Raw genomic sequence first — 18,698 nt, forward strand, 5'->3', positions numbered from 1 at the left:
TTTTCAAAATAATAAAAAAAAGTTATTAAAAGAGATTATGTTTAATTGAATCATAACTTTTACCTTGTTGAATTACTAAGTCGCATAGCCTCAGTGATATCTCATGATATACGCCACATAAAGCATTTACATTATTCATATCGTTTTCTTTGCTATATCGATGTGGTATCGAACCGAATCCCCACCCATTTCTACATATTTTTTTCACACCACATTCATTACATTTCTCGGGTAAGGTAAATAATTTTCTATAAAGATCTTTTAATTTTTCGTCAGAGAGATAATCAGATAATGTATTATTTTTAATATTATATTCATTAGTAAATAAATACGGATAAATATTGCGTAAAATATCATCTGGATTTAGAGAGCCATCTGAACGTATTGTTAAGGATACATATTTTCTTTTCTCTTTTTTATCTGCCTCAGTACCACTTAAAACTAATTGTTTTAAAATATCGTTAAAATTTCGTACCGATATATCATGAACTATAGTAGGCGTATTAATTCTTTCCCATTCATTATAAACAGCAAGTAAATTATTACTTATTTTCTCTACTGTCTCTTGATTTAATTCATCAATTGTTAAGTCAAGCTCAACAAAAGAAATAAAGGGACTTTCTAAATCATCAAGAAAATGTTTGAATGTTATCTTTGTATCACTGCTGTCATTAATGACACTAATTATGCCAGGAAACACAACTTTATTACTTCTTGCTGCACAAATAAGTTTTTTCAAACCTTCAGTAGCTCTGACGTAAGTTCCTCTTCCTTTTTTATCGATTCTATTTGCATCATGAATAGCTTGATCTCCATCTAAGCTAACTGAAGCTGCGACATTATATTTTGAAAAAATCTCTACCCATTCGTCATCAATAAGAGTTCCATTGCTTTGTAGTACATATTCTAAATCCACTAGTTGAGAGAGTTCAGTATCAAATAGTTCTACCATTTCTACAAAGCGTTTTTTCCCCATCATTAACGGCTCACCGCCGTGAAAATCTAATCTTAGTAATTTTATTTCATTTGCTAAAATTGCCTCTTTTAGGAAACTAGCTAAAGCATGAATAGTATCTTTTTTAATAACATTAGGTCTTTCATCGAAGTCTATATTTCCACCTCTAAAAAAATAACAATAACGACACGCAATATTACAACATTCAGTTATTTTCAAAATAACTTCTAATATATCTACTTTAATAGAATTTGACATAATTGCTCCTCTTAAGTTCGATTTAATTCTAAGGCTGTTTAACGTAGCCTTAGAATTACACTAAAAATAATATCTATATCTTAAAAAGAACGTCTCCAGCGAGCATATGCTCTCCACCAACCGCCGTTAACTTCGTCAAGATATTGCGCAGCAAGTTCTTCCATTGCTTTCGCATTAGGAACATTTTTTCTTTTAGCTTCAGTATCACGCAAACGTTGTTCGATTGTTTTTTTTGAAAAAAACATATAAACCTCCAATTAAATTTAAATTAAATTTTTGATCAAAAAACAGCCAATAAAGTTAAATATCGATCTACTTGGCCATTTGTTGATCAATTTGCATTCTACTGGTTATCGTTTCAGAATCAATAAATAAAAAATAAATTTGTGAACTAGATCATCGTTTTGATATTTCATTGAAAATAATTTGATGTATGTCAATTATTAAAATAACCATTACAAATATTTTTATAGCTTACTGCGGTACCATTCATGGTAACATCTGCCAGTAGTTTTGCTGCTGTGGGCTCAAAATTAAGCTCTTGGGCAACTACTCAAAAATACATCAGGTGTAGGAAAACGCCGAGTTGTTTACACTTCATGGTTAAAATAATCCTCTAAAAACTCATAAGGTGTTTTCCAAAAATCGCTTTATGTGGTTTAACGGTATTATAAAAAAGTGTAGAAATTCCTAGCGTTGTTTACAGTAATTTGAGAAAATACTGTAATGAATATACACAAAAAAACAAAACTAACGCCTTATCACAGACAAGAAATATGGCGCTTATATCATAAAGAAAAAATAACGGTCACTGATTTGGCAAAACGCTTTATGGTCAGTCGGCCTACCATTTATAACGTACTAAAGAAAGCCCGATTAAAGCTGTTTGTGCCTTTGGCCAGTAAGAATGACCGTTATAAAACCATCAGTTATGGAATTAAACGTCTGGTTAAAGTCGAAAAATCGATTGAAGATAAATTAAGACGGCAAGCTAAACGCTATAACAAAACCTATCCGGGTGAAATGCTACACGTTGATACCAAACGTTTACCTTTACTTAAAAATGAAACGAAACAACAAACTAGAGAATATTTATTTGTTGGCATTGATGATTTTTCACGTGAGCTTTATGCCGGTATTTACCCTGATAAATCCCAATTTAGCTCGGCACAATTTTTACAAAACGATGTGTTAGCCCAGTGTCCTTATACCATTACATGTATTTATTCCGATAACGGGCGTGAATTTCAAGGCACCAGCGAACACCTATTTGTTAATACGTGTCATAGCCATCGTATTAATCAAAAATTCACCAAACCAGCCTGCCCGCAAACGAATGGGAAAGCCAAAAGCGTGATACGGACTTTGAATTGCGATGTGGCATAATCACCTTATGAAGCTGTATTAAAAGCCGCTTATATTGAAGAAATGGCTGAAATTTACTATCACGCTCTACTTATTAATGGTGGCAAAGATCCCGGAGGATTTCCTTCACAGGAGTTACAAAGCTGGGCATATCCTTCGCAAATTAAATTTAAAAAATAATTTTTAGTCTATTAATTTTAATGCGTTAATTGTAGGAAAACGCCGATTTGTTTACAGTATTTTCTCAAATTACTGTAAACAAATCGAGGAATTTCTACAATTAAGATAAACTGTGTGATAATCAGCGTATCAATTGAAAATCGACAAAACTCATCTACCCACAAGCTGAAAGTGTGGCATGAACTTTGAGTTGAGATGTGGCATAATCAGCAAATATTTAGCAACTCAAAAGAGAGAAAACAATAGTTTAAGAGAATATTTGCGTGTCACGCCGTTACATTGCTCGGGTGATGAAAGCTTTATTGCTGGTATCAAAATACACCGTTAAACGTTATCAATCTCACACTACGGAAGTGAATGAAACCGCCACAGAAAATCACCTGCAACGACAATTTGATGTTGGTGATAAAAAACAAATTGTTGTTGCGGATTTAACGTATATTCAAGTTAAGCAACGTTGGAACTATTTATGTGTTTTAGTGAACTTATCCGATAGGCAGATTGTCGGTTACCATGTTGGCCAACATAAAACAGCAGAGCTTGTTATGTCGGCATTAAGCCAAATTAAACTGCCATTATCGAATGCCTATTGGTATAATCATAAACGATTACATTCTTCGTTAGGCTACTTGCCTCCCGTTGAATTTAAAAAACACTTACCCCTTAATTTTTTTGTTTGAAAATGTGTTGCCATTCCAATATCAAAAATGGCGAAATCATTCCCTCTATGGCTGGACTGGCTTTATATGCTAACTGTTCAAGGTCGAGTTTATACAATTATGCGAGTTCAAGCGAAGAATTTAAGGATATGGTAGAACTTATTAAAGCACGCCAAGAAGTCGAGTTAATTAATAAAGGCTTAAAAGGCGAGTTTAACGCGAGTATTGCTAAATTGATGCTTGCTAATCATGGTTATTCTGAAAAGCAGATATTAGATCATCAATCTATGGGAAGTAGCATTACAGCCAAATCCAAATCAATGCGCATAGAACTAGTATCGCCACCATCAAAGGATTTAACCGCCTGACAAGCAAAGAGCATAAACTTGTTACCTGCTCAAGTTTTAGACGCTCAAATTGAGCCACTTCCTATAGAATTTAAATATCCGAAAATCCATTTAATATATAATCACTAGTAATTATATAGGTATCCACTCAGGTATCCAGTGAAAAGTATTTAATAAATGGATACCAATTTAATCATAAAAGCCAGTTAACAAGTTAGCGCACTCCAAGAACTTACTTAATAAATACGTACTAACTATAGTTATATATCTTTAGTTTCGTTAATATGCAATCTGATGAATTGGTACGCAGTAAGGTACGCACCGAAAACATACTTAACGAACAGCAACTAATAAAAGATAAAGATGATCCAAATTTGGATGATAAAATAAGACAGGCGGTTATCTTTATTATGAAGACAGCTTATAATTATAGTCTTTTTTATGGGGGGTGAATTTAAAAAAGCCCGATAGGGTCTTATTATTTTGCTGATAAACGTGCTTTATGCTTTGAAGCAGCGCGACGGCTTAAATATTTATTGCTATTTTTTGCAAATGCTCTCATTTATTTACCCTAAAATGTTATTTTAATTCTGTAATTTTAACATAATTAAGTTGTATTCATATATATTCAGTTATATACTTTTAAATACAGGGTATTATTAGAACCTGCATATCTATTAAATGGTCACCGTCAATTTATTTAAATGCGATTTTTATTTTAACGAGGCAATAAATGCAAAATATCCAAGTAAATAGATATCCTGCGTTAAATAAAATTTTGTGGGACTATCAAGGGCAAACAATTCCAGAAGACGAAGCTTTCAAAATTTATGAAAGAAGATGGTGCTTTATTAAAGATGTAAAGCTTGCTGCCAACGAAAAGAAATTAATCCATAAACTTATTAAAGAGTATGGAAATGGCTATTTCCTACCTACGTGCGTTTAGTTTATGTCATATAAGTTAACTCATCATCAAATAATAGACCATTTATTAAATAATTTTAATGTCGATTTTTTAGTTGACAACAATATTTATTTTGGTGGCGGAACTCGAATAGCATTAGAATTAAATGAGTTTAGGGAATCAATTGATATAGATTTATTGTGCCCTACTATTGAATCCTACAGAGCAGTAAGAAATACAGTAACATCAGATAGTTTAGGATTGTTGGTGAAAAGAGAATTTCAATATATTAGAGAGATATCTTTTGACCGTTATGCTGTACGTGCGTTTATTAAAGAAAATCCAAAGCCCATAAAACTTGAAATTGTTAGCTTTGAAAAATATCAGTTAACAGGAAAACAAGATAAATTATTTCCTATACCATATTTAGATAAAGAGAGCTGTTTCTACACTAAGCTTTTAGCTAATGCCGACAGAGCCACACAACCACCCTATAAAGATATCATTGATATTTTATTTATGCTCCATTGTTGGGGAAGTATACCTCAATCTGCCTTATTAAATGCAAAGATGATTTATGGCAATAGCATTATAAATGGGTTAAAGATAGCGGCTAATGATATAGAAAAAAATAAAGATAAATATTCAACGAATTGTATTAATTTAGGTATATCTGAACAAAATATAAACATCATACTAAATGATAGCTTAAATAAACTTTTATCCTATCTAGAAAACCAAAAGTAACCAATCACCCTATTCCATGTATATAAACACAGTGCTATAATGTACCTAACTGTATATTACTGTATTATTTGCGTCTAGGCTGATCCCCGAACATTCGCAACCCTAGCGAACTGGCGCAAATATCTATTAGGGGCGTGAGGGGCGTATGAATCATTCTAAATTACTGACATTAAAAAGATATGTGACCTTATCAGAGGCTGCTGAACGATTAACTAGATTATTTGGGGAATCAGTTACAGTTATTGATATTTTAGAGTGGGTTTTAGATAAGAAAATAGTTTTATCGGTTAAATTTCCTTATGGAGTAAAAGTAATTGCTTGTAAATACGGGGAGCATAGGCAGCTACAAAGTGATTTCGATAGAATGATATTTGGAATGTTTCATGCTCCCAAAGAGCTTAGAAATGAACATTCAAGAAATACAGAAGAATATAAAAAATTAGAGATGGAATATTTAAAGGATCGATATAAACATCTGCTTTCTAATCTACAAGAAAAATATGAAAATGAACAGCCAGATATATATCAAGAATATTTAAAATATAAAGACAAATTCACATTTGATTTTTATATGGAAGAGCTAGTTTTAGTTACAAAAGGAACTATTGGTAAATCATTTTATTTAGATAAGGATATTTATGATTTTCCTTTGGTAGGAACAGAAAGAGCTTGGATTGAAAATCTTATTTCTTCATTAAAACAGCATACTGTAGTTGAACGATTTGGGATTGATGGTAGCTTTCTTCTCGATGAAGATGGAAATATTTTAAGTCTTAGAGAGCGGTTTGAGAATAGCCCAGAAGATTATCCTGCAGATAATTTACCAGAGGATCATGAGTTGGTTATTACGACCAAGCATTTATTAGAGTTTGAACAGTCTTTAATGGGAAATGATGATAGTATTGACTATAAATATTCACAATTATTACTTGCTTCAATATTGAAAATTTTGAAAGAATCTAGCCCTAAAAAATGGACTCAAGGGGAGTTATCTGATTTGATTTCAGAACAATCACAATTCAAGGGATTAGGAAAAAGGAAAATTGATTCTTTCTTTTCTCAATGTAATAAATTATTAGATAATTCAATAAAATAGGCTACTAATATTTTGCATGCAAAAATTTAATTTTGTGTGCAATGATATATTTTATTAACAGTTATATCCTTTACCTGTCTTTAAACATCAGGAGAATATAACTAATGACCAGTCAAATCCTATCCAAAAAAGAAGTAAAAGCCTTACTTCACTTCAAAAGTGACACTAGCCTTTATACGCTAGAACGGAAAGATGAGACCTTTCCCCAAAGAATCAGAATAGGTTTGCGCCGTGTTGGCTATCGAGCTGATGAGATTTACTCTTGGCTTGAATCTCGCAGAGTAGAACGTCGCGAGGTAACATAATGGTGATAAAACAAAACCCTCTATATCGTGAAATAATCGAGGGCTTAGATTGGAGCTTAGACGCTTCCAATCATAGCCAATCTGATTATAAAAAGCCACCTAAAAAGCCGAGAGCTTATCTATTAATTGCGTGTACTGGTGACAATGGTATTACCGAAAATGAGATATTGCGCACCTGTAGGCTTTCTAGCGGTAGAAATTACTGTTCAGAACTAGAAAGAAAGTTAGGCATCACATTAAAGCGCATGGATGAACCTAATACCGACGGAATAGGCTCACACTATCGCTATTACCTAGCCAATAAGGAAGATGCTCAAAAGGTGGTTAATCTGATTCTTAGTTATGAAAATAGCTTATTAACTGAATCGGATATCAGCCAAATTTTAGCACTTTATCCAAGTAAAGCAGCTTAATTAATTGATTTTATAGCAAAGCTCATTTTTGAGCCGACGGAATCCCTTTGCCTAAATTTAGCCAAATGGGGAATAAATAGACAGATTAGGAATAAAACAATGACAGATTTTAATAATTTAGTACCAGTAACAGAAACGCAATTAAACGGCAAATTACAGCAAACAGTTAGCGCAAAGGCTTTACATAATTACTTAAAAGTAGGAAATGATTTTTCAACATGGATAAAGGGAAGAATAAAAGAATATGGACTTATTAAAAATGATGATTTTTTAATCTTTGATTCATCAGAATTCAGGAATCAAAGTACAAATAATGAACAACAAATAAAATGGACAACTAAGCGAGGTGGAGATCGTAAAAGTACAGATTACATCCTTACAATCGGAACCGCTAAAGAATTAGCAATTTTAAATCTCTATCAAGCAGATATTCCAACACACCATTTACTACAAGCTGAGAACCATTTTGAAGAACTACAGCAATCTATTCTATATGGAATAGGTGCGATTGGTAACCTGATGTTTTGGGCTAGTGAAAATGAGAGTTATTCCGAGCAGAACCTTAAAAGTGATATGCGCGATATTGGCTATTTACTAGCACAATTAAGGGATGTTGCCTGTTTCGCTTCAAATCAAATTAACCTACTTGATGCTACATAAAACCGTAAGGGAGGTAAATAGTATGTTGAAAACGAATTATAAAGAAAAAAGTAATCGTGAAACCAAACTATTTAAATTCTATGACCTTACTACTGCTAAAGTATTTGAGGCTTTAGCTTTTACAGAACAACAAGCTAGAAAAAGTCTAGGCAAATCATCCCTTATCTTTATTGCCAGAATTCGCTTATATCCAGTTATTGAAGACACTAGAAGCTTTGGAGGTTATCACTATGGGCAATAATAACTTTCAGATAATAAATAACATCGAAGCAAAACTTATTCAAGTTCGGAGCATGGCTAAAATTGCCTTAGATAATACTAACTATAAGTGCGCAGGATATGACGAGCCTTTTATCGAACAAGCCGATATGAGTAATTTACTGTGGGTTATCGCTGATTTAGTAGAGCAAGCTTTTGATGAGTTACAAGGGTACGGGTTAACAGAGGATAATAATAATGGCTAATATCTCACTGGACGCAATAAATACTATCAATACAAAACTAGGACAAGCCAACACTATCACCACGCTTTTAATGGTGGATTGTGATTCGGATATGCCAATTAATGATGAGTTACGCGCCTACGCCCTTGATGCTGTATCAGATTTAATTAACGATTCTAAAAAGCTATTTAGAAGCGAAACCGAGCGCAAGGAGGCAAAGAATGAAAGAGTTTGATTTTGTCCATAACGATGACGGCACTATTACCGCATTAAGGCTTAAAAATGGCAAATATGTAGCGCTACTTTCTTTTGGCAAGGATGAAATCCCTAACTTACTCGCCGATGTCACCAAGCGACTACCGCCCGAAGTTAGGCGATACATGACACAAATTAAGGGGGTAAATCATGGATAATCAGCAAGAAGTAACAGCAATTCATCATAGTATCGTTGATTCTACCATGGCGATTATCGCAGGCTTATTTTTAATTGAGCAAATTAATAAAAATGATGCCAAGGTGTTTATTCATGAGGATATCAAGATTGATATTGATAAAGATTTAATTGTTTTAGGGTTAAAAGTTAGTCTTGAAGAATGCTTGATTGAAGACTTTGGCGAAAGTGAGGGGTTAAATCGTACCTATGGACTATTAAAAAAGATGTACGCCGAAAGTGATGATAAACCTATGGCACTAACACAATTCGGGCAAGAAATGCTTGCAACGTTATTTATTGATTTAGCCGAAGATATCAAAGCTGAATCTAACGCAATAATTCATTAAGAGGGGATGTAATGAGAATCAATGAAATTACAGCCCAAGCTGTAGGTAAATGGGATTATATCTTTCAATCATTAGGTATTGAGGTGGGTAATGGCAAACATTGCCCCTGCCCTGTCTGTGGGGGTAAAGATAGATTTAGATTTGATAATCAAAATGGTAGAGGTACTTACATCTGTAACCAGTGCGGTAGTGGTGACGGCTTAGAGCTTATCAAAAACTATTATTACTGTGACGCTAAAGAAGCATCGAGTAAAGTAGCGGAGTGTTTAAATCTGTCTAATCCGAATAACAAAATACGGGAAAATCTCGCATTTAGGAATATAGATTCCGAACAATTGCATAATAATAACATACCAGATAATCCCGTATGTAAAAAGGTTGAGTATTTGCTATCTAAAGCAACATTAGGGCAATCAGATTACCTGACCAAGAAAGGGTTAACCTTTGATTTACCCTTGTTAGATAACGGGCGCATTTTTGCGCCTATGCTGAATCTTCATAATGAATACGCAGGCGGTCAATTTATTGAGCTAGACGGCAGCAAGCACTTAATGAAAAGCTCAAGCAAAAAAGGGGCTTTTATTTTAGCCACCTCAATTTTGAGTAGACCTGCCGAGGTGTGCGCAAATTTGCTCACACATAATGAAATTATTATCTGTGAGGGTTTGGCTACAGGGATATCGATAGCGGAATTCCGCCAACAGTCTACTGTTATATCCGCTATTGACGCAGGCAATCTTATTCATGTAGCTAAAGACATTCGTGAGTTAAACCCTACCGCTAAAATCATTATTGCAGGTGATAACGATATTGGTCAAAGCCCTAATACGGGCTTAGCTAAAGCAATAGAGGCAGCTCAAGCGGTAAATGGTTATTACTCCGTTCCTGATACAGATTATAAATGTGATTGGGATGATTATAGGCAACAATTTGGAAGCGATAACACTTTGGCTCATTTTAATAAAAACCTCATAAAACCAGAGTTATCCACCATGACAAAACATAACATGCAAAACGAGTTATCAAGCATGAACCTATCGCAAATGGCATCAAGCCAACGCGCCGAACTGCTCAATCAATATTATGATAATAACCTTGCGATTAATCTTACTACCGATGAAATCTATCACTATCAAGATAACGCATGGCAACCTATAAGCGATAAAGTGTTAATGCGAACGCTAGCCGATTTATTCACTCAATCAGGCGAACCTTTTAACCCTATGCGAATTAGCTCAGCGGTTGAATCGCTCAGGTTATCACTGCCGATAATGGGAACACCTCAGAAAGATTTAATCTGCTTTAAAAATGGCGTATATGAGCTAAAAAGCCAAACCTTTAGACCTCACAATAAGCAAGATTGGCTATTAGTCAGTAATGATATTGATTACTACCCTGCCAAAGAAAATGAATCTTTTGATACTCATGCGCCAAACTTCGCTAAATGGCTAAAAAGAGCATCAGGCAATCAAGATAAGGCTAAAAATATCTTAGCTGCGTTATATATGATATTGGCTAATCGCCATGACTGGCAATTATTCTTAGAGGTTACAGGCGCAGGCGGCAGCGGTAAAAGTGTTTTTGCTGAAATTGCGACGATGTTAGCAGGTAAAAACAATACTGTAATAGGCACTATGGACGCCTTAGAAAAGGCAAGGGATAGAGCTTTAATCGTGGGTTACTCATTAGTCATACTACCCGACCAGCCGCGTTATATGGGCAGTGGAGCAGGATTAAAAGCAATTACTGACGGTGATGAAGTCGCAATAGACCCAAAACACAAGCAACCCTATTCTTGTAAAATCCCTGCGGTAGTTTTGGTTATCAATAACGAGGCAATGAGATTTAACGAGCGTAACGGCGGTATATCACGGCGTAGGGTTATCTTTCACTTTAGCGAGGTCATCCCTGAAAAAGAGCGAGATTTAAACTTGGTTAGCAAAATAGAGCAAGAGCTCCCCTCAATTGTGAGGTTGCTATTAAATGAGTTTACCAGTCCAGCAGAAGCTAAAGAAAGATTACACCAGCAACAACAATCAGACGAAGCGACGGCGATTAAACGCGAATCCGACCACTTGGTGGATTTTTGTAGTTATCTTGATGTACTGGATCATCCCAATGGTATGTTTATTGGCAATATGGGAATAATGCCCTTTAACCCCCGAAAATATTTATATCATGCTTATATTGAGTATGTGCGAAATACAGGGCTTAATAATCCATTGTCCTTGAGTGGATTCGGTTTATCATTAAATTACGCCGTAAAAGAAAATAGAAAGGCATACATTAAAAAACGAACTAATATAGGGGTAAAAACTAATTTAGAAATAAACCCAGATATGTGTAAAGATTGGCTACCTAAAGCCGAAGATCCTAACTAGTAGCTCAAATTGAACCACCAAAATAAGACCGCCCTAATTGGCGGTTTTTTATTGAGTGAATACCTAAAGTGTATACTTGTGAATAGTAAACATTCAAGTATACACCACTCAAACCCTTTTAGAATAAGGCTTCAAGCAAGTAGTGAACACCGTGCATACTTTTTTATAAAATTTTATTTTTATGGGGGGGGGAGGTATAAAAAATCTAAAACATAATTAACGGATACCGCTCACCTAGATAAATTTTTACACCGTCAAAATTCTAAAATCAATTTTTTTAACCTTTCAATTTAGCAAGATTAAAATACCTAATTTTGGGGGCATTTTTTATTTTAGTTATACGTTTAGTTATACGATTCTGTTTTATTATTTCATATTGTCATATTTGAAAAGGGTTTTATTAGTGTTGTTAAGATTCCGACAGCTCAAAAAATTCTTGATACATTTCAACTAGCATATCTAACTGCAAGCGTTGTTCTTGTTGATTGCCATAAAGCAACATCCACAAATCTTGGATAGCAGGACCATTACGCGCATCATCAAAATCAACAAATGTTGCACCGTCTCGCCATAAAATATTACCTGCATGGCAATCAGCATGAAGGCGGATAGGTTGCCAATCATTATGCCAATAGTGCTCAACGGTTTTAATTAATTGCGCTAAAATTGTTTTCAGATCCGATTGCACTTTTTGGGGAATAAAATGACACGATAAGATTATCTCTTGGGGCTGATAAAGATATTGCTCTAACCCGATAGTGGGGCGATGTAAAAAAGGCTTTTTTGCACCAAGTTGATGAATACGCCCAAGCAACATAGCAACTGATTCCATCTGCTCCAGATTATCTACTTCGTATTGTCGTCCTCCAACACTAGGAAATAGGGCAAATAGGTAACCTTCATGTTCATGTAGCGTGGTATTATTAATTGTTAAAGGCGAAACAGCAGGAATCTCAGCATCGACTAATTGCTTAGTGAACTGATGTTCTTCAATAATTTGCTCATTGCTCCAACGACAAGGCCGATAAAATTTTGCGACATAACGAGTGCGATCTTCATCATGGAATTGATAGACTCGGTTTTCATAGCTATTTAAAGCAGTAAGACCTGAATCAATACGAATACCGATTGACAGCAAACTATCAAAAATTAACTCGGGCGATAAAGCATGGAATGAAAAAGCAGCATTATCAATTACAGGCTTCATTGTTGGCTAAACCATTCATCTAACTTTTTTTTTAAAGGCTCTAAACCCATACGTTTAGGCGATGAAAAAGGCGCTACAGTAATATCACCTTGAAAAGGTAAAATGGCTTCTTTAACCATGTTAACTTGTTTTTTTTGTGCACCAGAAGCTAATTTATCGGCCTTTGTGAGTAGTAACATAACAGGAATATCTACTGAAACCGCCCACTCAATCATCTGCTGATCTAGATCTTTCAAAGGATGTCGTATATCCATTAATACAACCAAACCTTTTAGGCTTTCGCGTTTTTGAAGATATTCACCTAATGATTTTTGCCATTTGCGTTTTATTGCTTCGGGAACTTGTGCATAGCCATAACCGGGCAAATCAACTAAGCGACAATTTTCTTCCACTTGAAATAAATTGATTAATTGCGTTCTCCCTGGTGTTTTACTGGTTCTTGCTAATGCCTTTTGATTGGTCAATGTATTCAGTGCACTAGATTTGCCTGCATTAGATCTACCTGCAAAGGCAACTTCAACCCCGCTATCACTCGGTAAATGAGAAATATCAGGAGCACTTAAAATAAAATGTGTTTTTGCATAATTTAATGGTCGAATATCTGTCATAAAAAGTATCCTTTAAGCACATTAACTGTGCTTAATTGATTAAAATGTCGTTACTGTATAGAAAAACTCAACTATTGACAACTTTTTCAACCGCTTTTGTTAATCGCTTCATACCTTCTTTAATTTCGTCTTCGGATATTATCAGTGACGGAGTAAAACGCAATACATTTGGACCCGCATTTAAAATCATCACTTTAAATTCAGAGGCAACATTTAAAAGATCTCGGGCTTTATTATGGAACTCAGGTTGCAGTTCAGCACCTAACAGCAGTCCTTTACCTCGATATTGGCGAAATAATTTAAATTTATCGTTAATTTCTTCTAGTTTTTCAATAAAAATAGCACGTCGATTTTGCACCCCCTCAAGCACTTCGGCAGAATTAATGATATCAAAAGCCTCACAAGCGACAGCACAAGCAAGAGGATTGCCACCGTAAGTGGTGCCATGCACACCGGGGTGCATAACTGAAGCAATTTCATTGGTGGTTAACATTACACTAATTGGAAAGCCACCACCTAAAGCCTTAGCCGAGGTCAAAATATCGGGTATGACACCATATTGTTGATAAGTATATAAACTGCCTGTTCTACCCATTCCGCATTGCACCTCATCAAATACCAATAAGGCTTTATATTCATCACAAAGCTCACGCACACCTTGTAAAAATTCAGGCGTTGCTGAGGTTAACCCACCTTCGCCTTGAACTGGCTCTAACACAACAGCACAAGTATGGTCATCGATTACCGCTTTAACTGCATCAAGATCATTAAAGGGAACATGAATAATATCGGCAGGTTTTGGACCAAAACCATCAGAATATTTTGCTTGTCCTCCCACTGAAACTGTAAAAAACGTACGACCATGGAACGACTGATAAAAGGCAATAATTTTGGTTTTATAAGGACTGTGTTTTTGGGTAGCATAATATCGAGCTAGTTTAAATGCGGCTTCATTTGCTTCAGCCCCAGAATTAGCAAAAAAAGCGCGATCAGCAAAGGTATTATCAATCAATTTTTGCGCCAAATTTAAAGCTGGCTCATTAGTAAACACATTACTAACATGCCACAGTTTTTCACTTTGCTCTTGCAACGCTTTCACTAATCGTGGATCACAATGACCAAGTGCATTGACTGCAATACCACCGGCAAAATCAATATATTCCTCACCATGCTGATCCCAAACACGACTACCTTGACCTTTAACAGGAATAAATTGAGCTGGAGCATAAACAGGTAAAATAACCTGATCAAAAAGTTCACGAGTGATTTTTGCTGGCATTGTTTAATCCTTATTTATTTTTATTGATGATTTTATATTATTTTAAGCAAATTAACTGCGGTGTAAAGCAAATAATTATGCAATTATTTTAACTTAATATTCATTCATGACAGTGATTTTTATTTATATAGTTATTCAATAATTATCTTCTTATTGCTAATTATTTTCAGGTATAATTAGCATAATCCATATTGTACTTAAAAAAGAGATAAAAATGAGTCGTGTTATTTATTGTCATTATTTAAAAAAAGAAGCAGATGGTTTAGATTTCCAGCTTTATCCTGGGGAGCTTGGCAAACGTATTTTTAATGAAATATCAAAACAAGCATGGCAGGAGTGGCTCAAAAAGCAAACGATGTTAATTAATGAAAATAAATTGAATATGATGAATCCTGAACACCGCAAAAAAATTGAAACTGAAATGGTCAAATTTTTATTTGAAGGTGAAGATATTGTTATTGACGGATATAAACCCCAAGATTGAGATACCAATACAAAATGAAAAAAAAACATAAAATCATCACATTGATGATTACTATAAGTCTTTTGACTGGTTGTTCTAGCAAAAACTCTGTCGATCATAATAATGATTATTATATAAAAGATACCAACGCTTTCAATATTTTAATTAGCCAATATGCTAATAACATTGAACAAATTTGGGGACCCAAAGAAGTCGTTATTGCAGGACCTAAAGATTATGTTCAATATGAAGATAACCTAAAAACTCGTGTCCACATTAATTTTGTTTCAGGTGTTATCACGTTTGAAACATTATCTGACACCCCACTAGAGAATTTAAAAGAAGCTATTGTATCAACGTTATTAATGTCTGAACCGGTTGATATTATTCGACACGACAAAATTAGTCAGAATTTGTCTCAGGAACCTTTCTTATATAATCAGGTTCTTGATCAAGAGCGACAACCAATCCGTTGGAATGGTAGGGCAAGTAGTTTTGCTGATTATGTACTAGCAAATAACTTGATGCAGCGTGAATCAGGTGCGCATAAAATTACTTATGTTGAAATAAAACTTGTGCCAAATCATATTAATCAACGAGCTAGAAAATTTTTACCACTTGTCACCGAGGCATCTAATCGTTATTTTATTGATGAACGATTAATTTTAGCTATTATAGAGGTGGAATCAGCCTTTAACCCTTATGCTGTTAGCAGAACAGATGCGCTTGGATTAATGCAAGTTCAACAGCATACAGCGGGTCGTGATATTTTTAAATTAAGAGGTAAATCGGGTGAACCTAGCCGAAAGTTTTTGCTAGATCCGCGTAATAATGTTGATATGGGTACTGCTTATTTATCTTTATTAAAGACAAAATATTTAGCAGGAATTAATAACCCTATTTCGTTAAGATATGCCATGATTGTATCTTATAATGGTGGCGCAGGTAACGTATTACGTATTTTTTCTAATGATCGCAATCAAGCAATCAATATTATAAACTCGATGACACCGCAACAAGTTTATCAAAGACTAGTCACTTCTCATGTTTCGCAAGAATCACGGAATTATCTGATAAAAGTTAGCAAAATTTTAGATAACAAATAAAATATATTAAATATTATATTAGATACCTTTATCATTGCTAATTAATGATAAAGGTATCAATTCTGAAAAATAGGCGTAATAATTTTTGTGGAATAAAAACAGGGGAAAATAACTATCTTGACTAAAATATTTTATAAAAATATTTACAGGGTCTTTATAGACCCTGTAAACAATATTGTATATTAATCTATTGGTTTTACATGCAAGATTATTCCATCTACCGCTTCGACAATCACATGTTGACCAATATTTAAATCCTGATCACATCTAGCTGACCATGTCCCATCTTTGATTTTTACTCGTCCTGAACCATTAATAATTGCATCGGTGACAACTGTTTTAATACCAATTAAATCTTGTTGTGGCTGATTGATTTCGCCTTTACTTGATTTATCTTTACCGTGCTTTTTGAGCCAAAGCCACCAAAGGTAAGCAGATACCAGCGTTAGAATTGCGAATAAAATCCATAAAATTGGCCAAGAAAGCGGTAAAATCCAAGCGATTAAACCAACAATAATGGCTGCAATTCCACTCCAAAGCCCGTATCCACCAGTACCAAGTAATTCAATAATCAGCAAAATACCGCCTAAAGCAATAAATACCCAATTGGGCGAACTATAGAAAACCATAAAAAAATCAGTCATTATCAATTACCTTTAAAATATATTCAGTAAAAATCTTAAACATAGCGTTTATAGATTTTGTTAAAAAGTTTCAGGAAAACACTATGTTTAAGTATAAAAATTGATTTTTTATTTGGTATTTTTAATTAATTCCGCAATGCCACCAATGCTACCCATTAAACTTGACGCATCAAGTGGCATCATAATCACTTTACTGTTATCCGATGAGCCAATTTGTTGTAGTGCTTCAGTATATTTTTGGGCAACAAAGTAGTTAATCGCATTAATATTACCTGCAGCAATAGCATCGGATACCATTTGAGTCGCTCTTGCTTCTGCCTCAGCAGCACGTTCACGTGCTTCAGCTTGTAAAAAGGCTGATTGTCTTTCACCTTCTGCTTTTAAGATTTCAGATTGCTTTTCACCTTCGGAACGTAAAATGGCTGCTTGGCGAACACCTTCTGCTTCAAGAATTTCAGCACGTTTATTACGTTCAGCTTTCATTTGCGCATTCATTGCAGCAATTAATTCTGTTGGTGGGCGAACATCTCGAATTTCAATACGAGTAATTTTAATTCCCCATGGGCTAGTGGCATCATCAACAATACTTAATAACTTAGAGTTGATGTGATCACGTTGTGATAACATTTCATCCAATTCCATGCTACCAAGTACGGTACGGATATTGGTCATCATTAAATTAATGACAGCACGCTCTAATTGATTTACTTGATATGCAGCCCTTGCTGCTTCTTGTACTTGGATAAAACACACCGCATCAATTTGCACATTAGCATTATCTTTTGAAATGACTTCTTGTGATGGAATATCGAGTACTTGCTCCATCATATTAATTTTACGACCAACACCATCCATAAACGGAATAATGATATTTAAACCAGGTTCAAGGGTATGGGTATATTTACCAAAACGTTCAATAGTATATTGATAACCTTGGGGAACAATTGTAATTGCCTTTAAGACAGTAACTAACGCAAGCAAAACAATAACACCAATGACGATATAAAATACTGGCATAGTTCAAAAATCCTTATAATTTTTTATAATAAAAATGAGTTAGCTATTTTATATGCTCTTGAATTTTTTGACTAGTTTTAATTCATATTATAGAAGTACATTGCCAGTATACTCACCTGCTTATAATTTCAAATAATATTGTAAAAATAACTAAATTTGTTATTTGTTTAATGAAGACATTGTTTGTAGAGCAAGGCTAATTATTATGTTGATGGTGCTGAGATAGAGGGCTTTGAAGCGATCTTTGATCATCTAATTATAATGGTCATATTGCTAGGTTCAAAAATGATTTGAACTAGTTCCAAATGATATGAAAATAAGTTTGGGATGACTTTCAACAAAAAATTTAGATTTTTACCATAACTTATTGGTGAATTTTTAACTTAACGCTAAACTGTGTATTATTGCTACTGTCACAATTATTGGCAATAAGTTTAGATATAACAATAAAACAGAATAGGAATTAAAATGGGAAAAATAACGATTGATCAACAAATTGAACGGCTCAAAAAAATAACCCAGGAAGATGACATCAAAAAATATACAGATGCTCAGTTTCAATTGGCTACCATTTATTATTTAGTTAAAAAAGATATCGAACAAGCAGAATTATATTATAACAATGTTAAAAGAGAGGATAATGCCCAATTCTATGCTGGAGCGCAACTTAATTTAGGTCGAATTTACGAAACTGAAAAAAAGGATATTGAGCGGGCAGAATTATATTATAACAATGTTAAAAGAGAGGATAATGCCCAAGTCTATGCTAGAGCGCAACTTAATTTAGGTCGAATTTACGAAACTGAAAAAAAGGATATTGAGCGGGCAGAATTATATTATAACAATGTTAAAAGAGAGGATAATGCCCAAGTCTATGCTCT

25 protein-coding genes are annotated in these 18,698 nt (G+C 34.3%); 18 read left to right on the forward strand and 7 right to left on the reverse strand.

Annotated features, from left to right (window positions below; all coding sequences use genetic code 11):
* Positions 1-25 precede the first annotated feature (25 nt).
* Together GQ590_RS01350 and GQ590_RS01355 are read right to left on the reverse strand one after the other, a co-directional pair.
* A complete protein-coding gene (locus GQ590_RS01350) occupies positions 26-1,213 on the reverse strand; it encodes a radical SAM protein (RefSeq protein ID WP_160406026.1) in 1,188 nt (395 codons plus the stop codon).
* A gap of 80 nt (positions 1,214-1,293) precedes the next feature.
* Entirely contained in the window at positions 1,294-1,458 is a 165-nt protein-coding gene (locus tag GQ590_RS01355; RefSeq protein WP_160406027.1) for a hypothetical protein, read from the reverse strand.
* A gap of 481 nt (positions 1,459-1,939) precedes the next feature.
* On the opposite strand from GQ590_RS01355, the gene GQ590_RS01360 reads away from it, so the two are divergent.
* From GQ590_RS01360 to GQ590_RS01430, 15 genes are all read left to right on the forward strand, one after another.
* A complete protein-coding gene (locus GQ590_RS01360) occupies positions 1,940-2,599 on the forward strand; it encodes a DDE-type integrase/transposase/recombinase (RefSeq protein WP_160406028.1) in 660 nt (219 codons plus the stop codon).
* Positions 2,600-3,021: 422 nt separating this feature from the next.
* Complete coding sequence (locus tag GQ590_RS01365) at positions 3,022-3,438, forward strand: hypothetical protein (RefSeq protein ID WP_160406029.1); 417 nt, start codon at positions 3,022-3,024, stop codon at positions 3,436-3,438.
* Between the two features lie 2 nt (positions 3,439-3,440).
* Complete coding sequence (locus GQ590_RS01370; protein WP_160406030.1) at positions 3,441-3,785, forward strand: terminase small subunit; 345 nt, start codon at positions 3,441-3,443, stop codon at positions 3,783-3,785.
* Positions 3,786-4,497: 712 nt separating this feature from the next.
* Positions 4,498-4,710: a hypothetical protein gene (locus tag GQ590_RS01375; protein WP_160402071.1), complete on the forward strand. Its 213-nt coding sequence runs from the start codon at positions 4,498-4,500 to the stop codon at positions 4,708-4,710.
* 3 nt (positions 4,711-4,713) lie between these two features.
* Positions 4,714-5,415, forward strand: coding sequence for a nucleotidyl transferase AbiEii/AbiGii toxin family protein (locus tag GQ590_RS01380; protein WP_160406031.1), 702 nt, complete (start codon positions 4,714-4,716; stop codon positions 5,413-5,415).
* A 145-nt stretch (positions 5,416-5,560) separates the two neighbouring features.
* Positions 5,561-6,511, forward strand: a complete 951-nt coding sequence (locus GQ590_RS01385) for a hypothetical protein (protein ID WP_091125920.1) — start codon at positions 5,561-5,563, stop codon at positions 6,509-6,511.
* Between the two features lie 104 nt (positions 6,512-6,615).
* On the forward strand, positions 6,616-6,816 hold the full coding sequence (locus tag GQ590_RS01390) for an AlpA family transcriptional regulator (RefSeq protein WP_160406032.1): 201 nt from the start codon (positions 6,616-6,618) through the stop codon (positions 6,814-6,816).
* The gene (locus tag GQ590_RS01395) at positions 6,816-7,229 is read left to right on the forward strand and encodes a hypothetical protein (protein ID WP_160406033.1); all 414 of its coding nucleotides are present in this window, start codon (positions 6,816-6,818) and stop codon (positions 7,227-7,229) included. The genes GQ590_RS01390 and GQ590_RS01395 overlap by 1 nt, the downstream gene beginning before the upstream one ends.
* 99 nt (positions 7,230-7,328) lie before the next feature.
* Entirely contained in the window at positions 7,329-7,889 is a 561-nt protein-coding gene (locus GQ590_RS01400) for an antA/AntB antirepressor family protein (RefSeq protein ID WP_160406034.1), read from the forward strand.
* Between the two features lie 22 nt (positions 7,890-7,911).
* Positions 7,912-8,130, forward strand: coding sequence for a host cell division inhibitor Icd-like protein (locus GQ590_RS01405; RefSeq protein ID WP_160406035.1), 219 nt, complete (start codon positions 7,912-7,914; stop codon positions 8,128-8,130).
* On the forward strand, positions 8,120-8,353 hold the full coding sequence (locus tag GQ590_RS01410; RefSeq protein WP_160406036.1) for a hypothetical protein: 234 nt from the start codon (positions 8,120-8,122) through the stop codon (positions 8,351-8,353). The genes GQ590_RS01405 and GQ590_RS01410 overlap by 11 nt, the downstream gene beginning before the upstream one ends.
* Entirely contained in the window at positions 8,346-8,567 is a 222-nt protein-coding gene (locus GQ590_RS01415; protein WP_160406037.1) for a hypothetical protein, read from the forward strand. Before GQ590_RS01410 ends, GQ590_RS01415 begins: the two co-directional genes overlap by 8 nt.
* The gene (locus GQ590_RS01420; protein ID WP_160406038.1) at positions 8,554-8,745 is read left to right on the forward strand and encodes a hypothetical protein; all 192 of its coding nucleotides are present in this window, start codon (positions 8,554-8,556) and stop codon (positions 8,743-8,745) included. The genes GQ590_RS01415 and GQ590_RS01420 overlap by 14 nt, the downstream gene beginning before the upstream one ends.
* Entirely contained in the window at positions 8,738-9,112 is a 375-nt protein-coding gene (locus GQ590_RS01425) for a hypothetical protein (RefSeq protein ID WP_160406039.1), read from the forward strand. The genes GQ590_RS01420 and GQ590_RS01425 overlap by 8 nt, the downstream gene beginning before the upstream one ends.
* Positions 9,113-9,123: 11 nt before the next feature.
* A complete protein-coding gene (locus GQ590_RS01430) occupies positions 9,124-11,493 on the forward strand; it encodes a primase-helicase zinc-binding domain-containing protein (protein WP_160406040.1) in 2,370 nt (789 codons plus the stop codon).
* 409 nt (positions 11,494-11,902) lie between these two features.
* On the opposite strand, the gene GQ590_RS01435 is transcribed toward GQ590_RS01430, so the two are convergent.
* From GQ590_RS01435 to GQ590_RS01445, 3 genes are all read right to left on the reverse strand, one after another.
* Positions 11,903-12,700 carry a serine/threonine protein kinase gene (locus GQ590_RS01435; protein WP_202112827.1) on the reverse strand — a complete coding sequence of 266 codons (798 nt, stop codon included), beginning with the start codon at positions 12,698-12,700 and terminating at the stop codon, positions 11,903-11,905.
* Positions 12,697-13,308, reverse strand: a complete 612-nt coding sequence (yihA, locus tag GQ590_RS01440) for a ribosome biogenesis GTP-binding protein YihA/YsxC (RefSeq protein WP_160406041.1) — start codon at positions 13,306-13,308, stop codon at positions 12,697-12,699. The genes GQ590_RS01435 and yihA overlap by 4 nt, the downstream gene beginning before the upstream one ends.
* Positions 13,309-13,375: 67 nt before the next feature.
* Positions 13,376-14,587 carry an aspartate aminotransferase family protein gene (locus tag GQ590_RS01445; RefSeq protein WP_160406042.1) on the reverse strand — a complete coding sequence of 404 codons (1,212 nt, stop codon included), beginning with the start codon at positions 14,585-14,587 and terminating at the stop codon, positions 13,376-13,378.
* 214 nt (positions 14,588-14,801) lie between these two features.
* Between GQ590_RS01445 and GQ590_RS01450 the strand changes: the two genes are divergently transcribed.
* Together GQ590_RS01450 and mltC are read left to right on the forward strand one after the other, a co-directional pair.
* Complete coding sequence (locus GQ590_RS01450) at positions 14,802-15,071, forward strand: oxidative damage protection protein (RefSeq protein WP_160406043.1); 270 nt, start codon at positions 14,802-14,804, stop codon at positions 15,069-15,071.
* Between the two features lie 14 nt (positions 15,072-15,085).
* Positions 15,086-16,156: a membrane-bound lytic murein transglycosylase MltC gene (gene mltC / locus GQ590_RS01455; protein ID WP_160406044.1), complete on the forward strand. Its 1,071-nt coding sequence runs from the start codon at positions 15,086-15,088 to the stop codon at positions 16,154-16,156.
* Between the two features lie 182 nt (positions 16,157-16,338).
* Here mltC and GQ590_RS01460 read toward each other — a convergent pair whose 3' ends face one another.
* Positions 16,339-16,800: an NfeD family protein gene (locus GQ590_RS01460; RefSeq protein ID WP_160406045.1), complete on the reverse strand. Its 462-nt coding sequence runs from the start codon at positions 16,798-16,800 to the stop codon at positions 16,339-16,341.
* Positions 16,801-16,908: 108 nt separating this feature from the next.
* Positions 16,909-17,817, reverse strand: coding sequence for an SPFH domain-containing protein (locus tag GQ590_RS01465; protein ID WP_160406046.1), 909 nt, complete (start codon positions 17,815-17,817; stop codon positions 16,909-16,911).
* A 468-nt stretch (positions 17,818-18,285) separates the two neighbouring features.
* Between GQ590_RS01465 and GQ590_RS01470 the strand changes: the two genes are divergently transcribed.
* Positions 18,286-18,698 (forward strand): tetratricopeptide repeat protein (locus GQ590_RS01470; RefSeq protein WP_160422526.1); only part of this gene is annotated, 413 nt, incomplete at its 3' end.

Source organism: Gilliamella sp. Lep-s35, from assembly GCF_009795845.1.
Taxonomy (GTDB): domain Bacteria; phylum Pseudomonadota; class Gammaproteobacteria; order Enterobacterales; family Orbaceae; genus Gilliamella.

What these genes read in the sequence shown, in the direction of transcription:
- GQ590_RS01465 (WP_160406046.1), bottom strand. Translation starts at nt 17,817, where the DNA reads ATGCCAGTATTTTATATCGTCATTGGTGTTATTGTTTTGCTTGCGTTA.
- GQ590_RS01420 (WP_160406038.1), top strand. Translation starts at nt 8,554, where the DNA reads ATGAAAGAGTTTGATTTTGTCCATAACGATGACGGCACTATTACCGCA.
- GQ590_RS01385 (WP_091125920.1), top strand. Translation starts at nt 5,561, where the DNA reads ATGAATCATTCTAAATTACTGACATTAAAAAGATATGTGACCTTATCA.
- GQ590_RS01350 (WP_160406026.1), bottom strand. Translation starts at nt 1,213, where the DNA reads ATGTCAAATTCTATTAAAGTAGATATATTAGAAGTTATTTTGAAAATA.
- GQ590_RS01415 (WP_160406037.1), top strand. Translation starts at nt 8,346, where the DNA reads ATGGCTAATATCTCACTGGACGCAATAAATACTATCAATACAAAACTA.
- GQ590_RS01395 (WP_160406033.1), top strand. Translation starts at nt 6,816, where the DNA reads ATGGTGATAAAACAAAACCCTCTATATCGTGAAATAATCGAGGGCTTA.
- GQ590_RS01450 (WP_160406043.1), top strand. Translation starts at nt 14,802, where the DNA reads ATGAGTCGTGTTATTTATTGTCATTATTTAAAAAAAGAAGCAGATGGT.
- mltC (WP_160406044.1), top strand. Translation starts at nt 15,086, where the DNA reads ATGAAAAAAAAACATAAAATCATCACATTGATGATTACTATAAGTCTT.
- GQ590_RS01435 (WP_202112827.1), bottom strand. Translation starts at nt 12,700, where the DNA reads ATGAAGCCTGTAATTGATAATGCTGCTTTTTCATTCCATGCTTTATCG.
- GQ590_RS01360 (WP_160406028.1), top strand. Translation starts at nt 1,940, where the DNA reads ATGAATATACACAAAAAAACAAAACTAACGCCTTATCACAGACAAGAA.
- GQ590_RS01460 (WP_160406045.1), bottom strand. Translation starts at nt 16,800, where the DNA reads ATGACTGATTTTTTTATGGTTTTCTATAGTTCGCCCAATTGGGTATTT.
- GQ590_RS01375 (WP_160402071.1), top strand. Translation starts at nt 4,498, where the DNA reads ATGCAAAATATCCAAGTAAATAGATATCCTGCGTTAAATAAAATTTTG.
- yihA (WP_160406041.1), bottom strand. Translation starts at nt 13,308, where the DNA reads ATGACAGATATTCGACCATTAAATTATGCAAAAACACATTTTATTTTA.
- GQ590_RS01355 (WP_160406027.1), bottom strand. Translation starts at nt 1,458, where the DNA reads ATGTTTTTTTCAAAAAAAACAATCGAACAACGTTTGCGTGATACTGAA.
- GQ590_RS01400 (WP_160406034.1), top strand. Translation starts at nt 7,329, where the DNA reads ATGACAGATTTTAATAATTTAGTACCAGTAACAGAAACGCAATTAAAC.
- GQ590_RS01430 (WP_160406040.1), top strand. Translation starts at nt 9,124, where the DNA reads ATGAGAATCAATGAAATTACAGCCCAAGCTGTAGGTAAATGGGATTAT.
- GQ590_RS01410 (WP_160406036.1), top strand. Translation starts at nt 8,120, where the DNA reads ATGGGCAATAATAACTTTCAGATAATAAATAACATCGAAGCAAAACTT.
- GQ590_RS01370 (WP_160406030.1), top strand. Translation starts at nt 3,441, where the DNA reads ATGTGTTGCCATTCCAATATCAAAAATGGCGAAATCATTCCCTCTATG.
- GQ590_RS01405 (WP_160406035.1), top strand. Translation starts at nt 7,912, where the DNA reads ATGTTGAAAACGAATTATAAAGAAAAAAGTAATCGTGAAACCAAACTA.
- GQ590_RS01380 (WP_160406031.1), top strand. Translation starts at nt 4,714, where the DNA reads ATGTCATATAAGTTAACTCATCATCAAATAATAGACCATTTATTAAAT.
- GQ590_RS01390 (WP_160406032.1), top strand. Translation starts at nt 6,616, where the DNA reads ATGACCAGTCAAATCCTATCCAAAAAAGAAGTAAAAGCCTTACTTCAC.
- GQ590_RS01425 (WP_160406039.1), top strand. Translation starts at nt 8,738, where the DNA reads ATGGATAATCAGCAAGAAGTAACAGCAATTCATCATAGTATCGTTGAT.
- GQ590_RS01445 (WP_160406042.1), bottom strand. Translation starts at nt 14,587, where the DNA reads ATGCCAGCAAAAATCACTCGTGAACTTTTTGATCAGGTTATTTTACCT.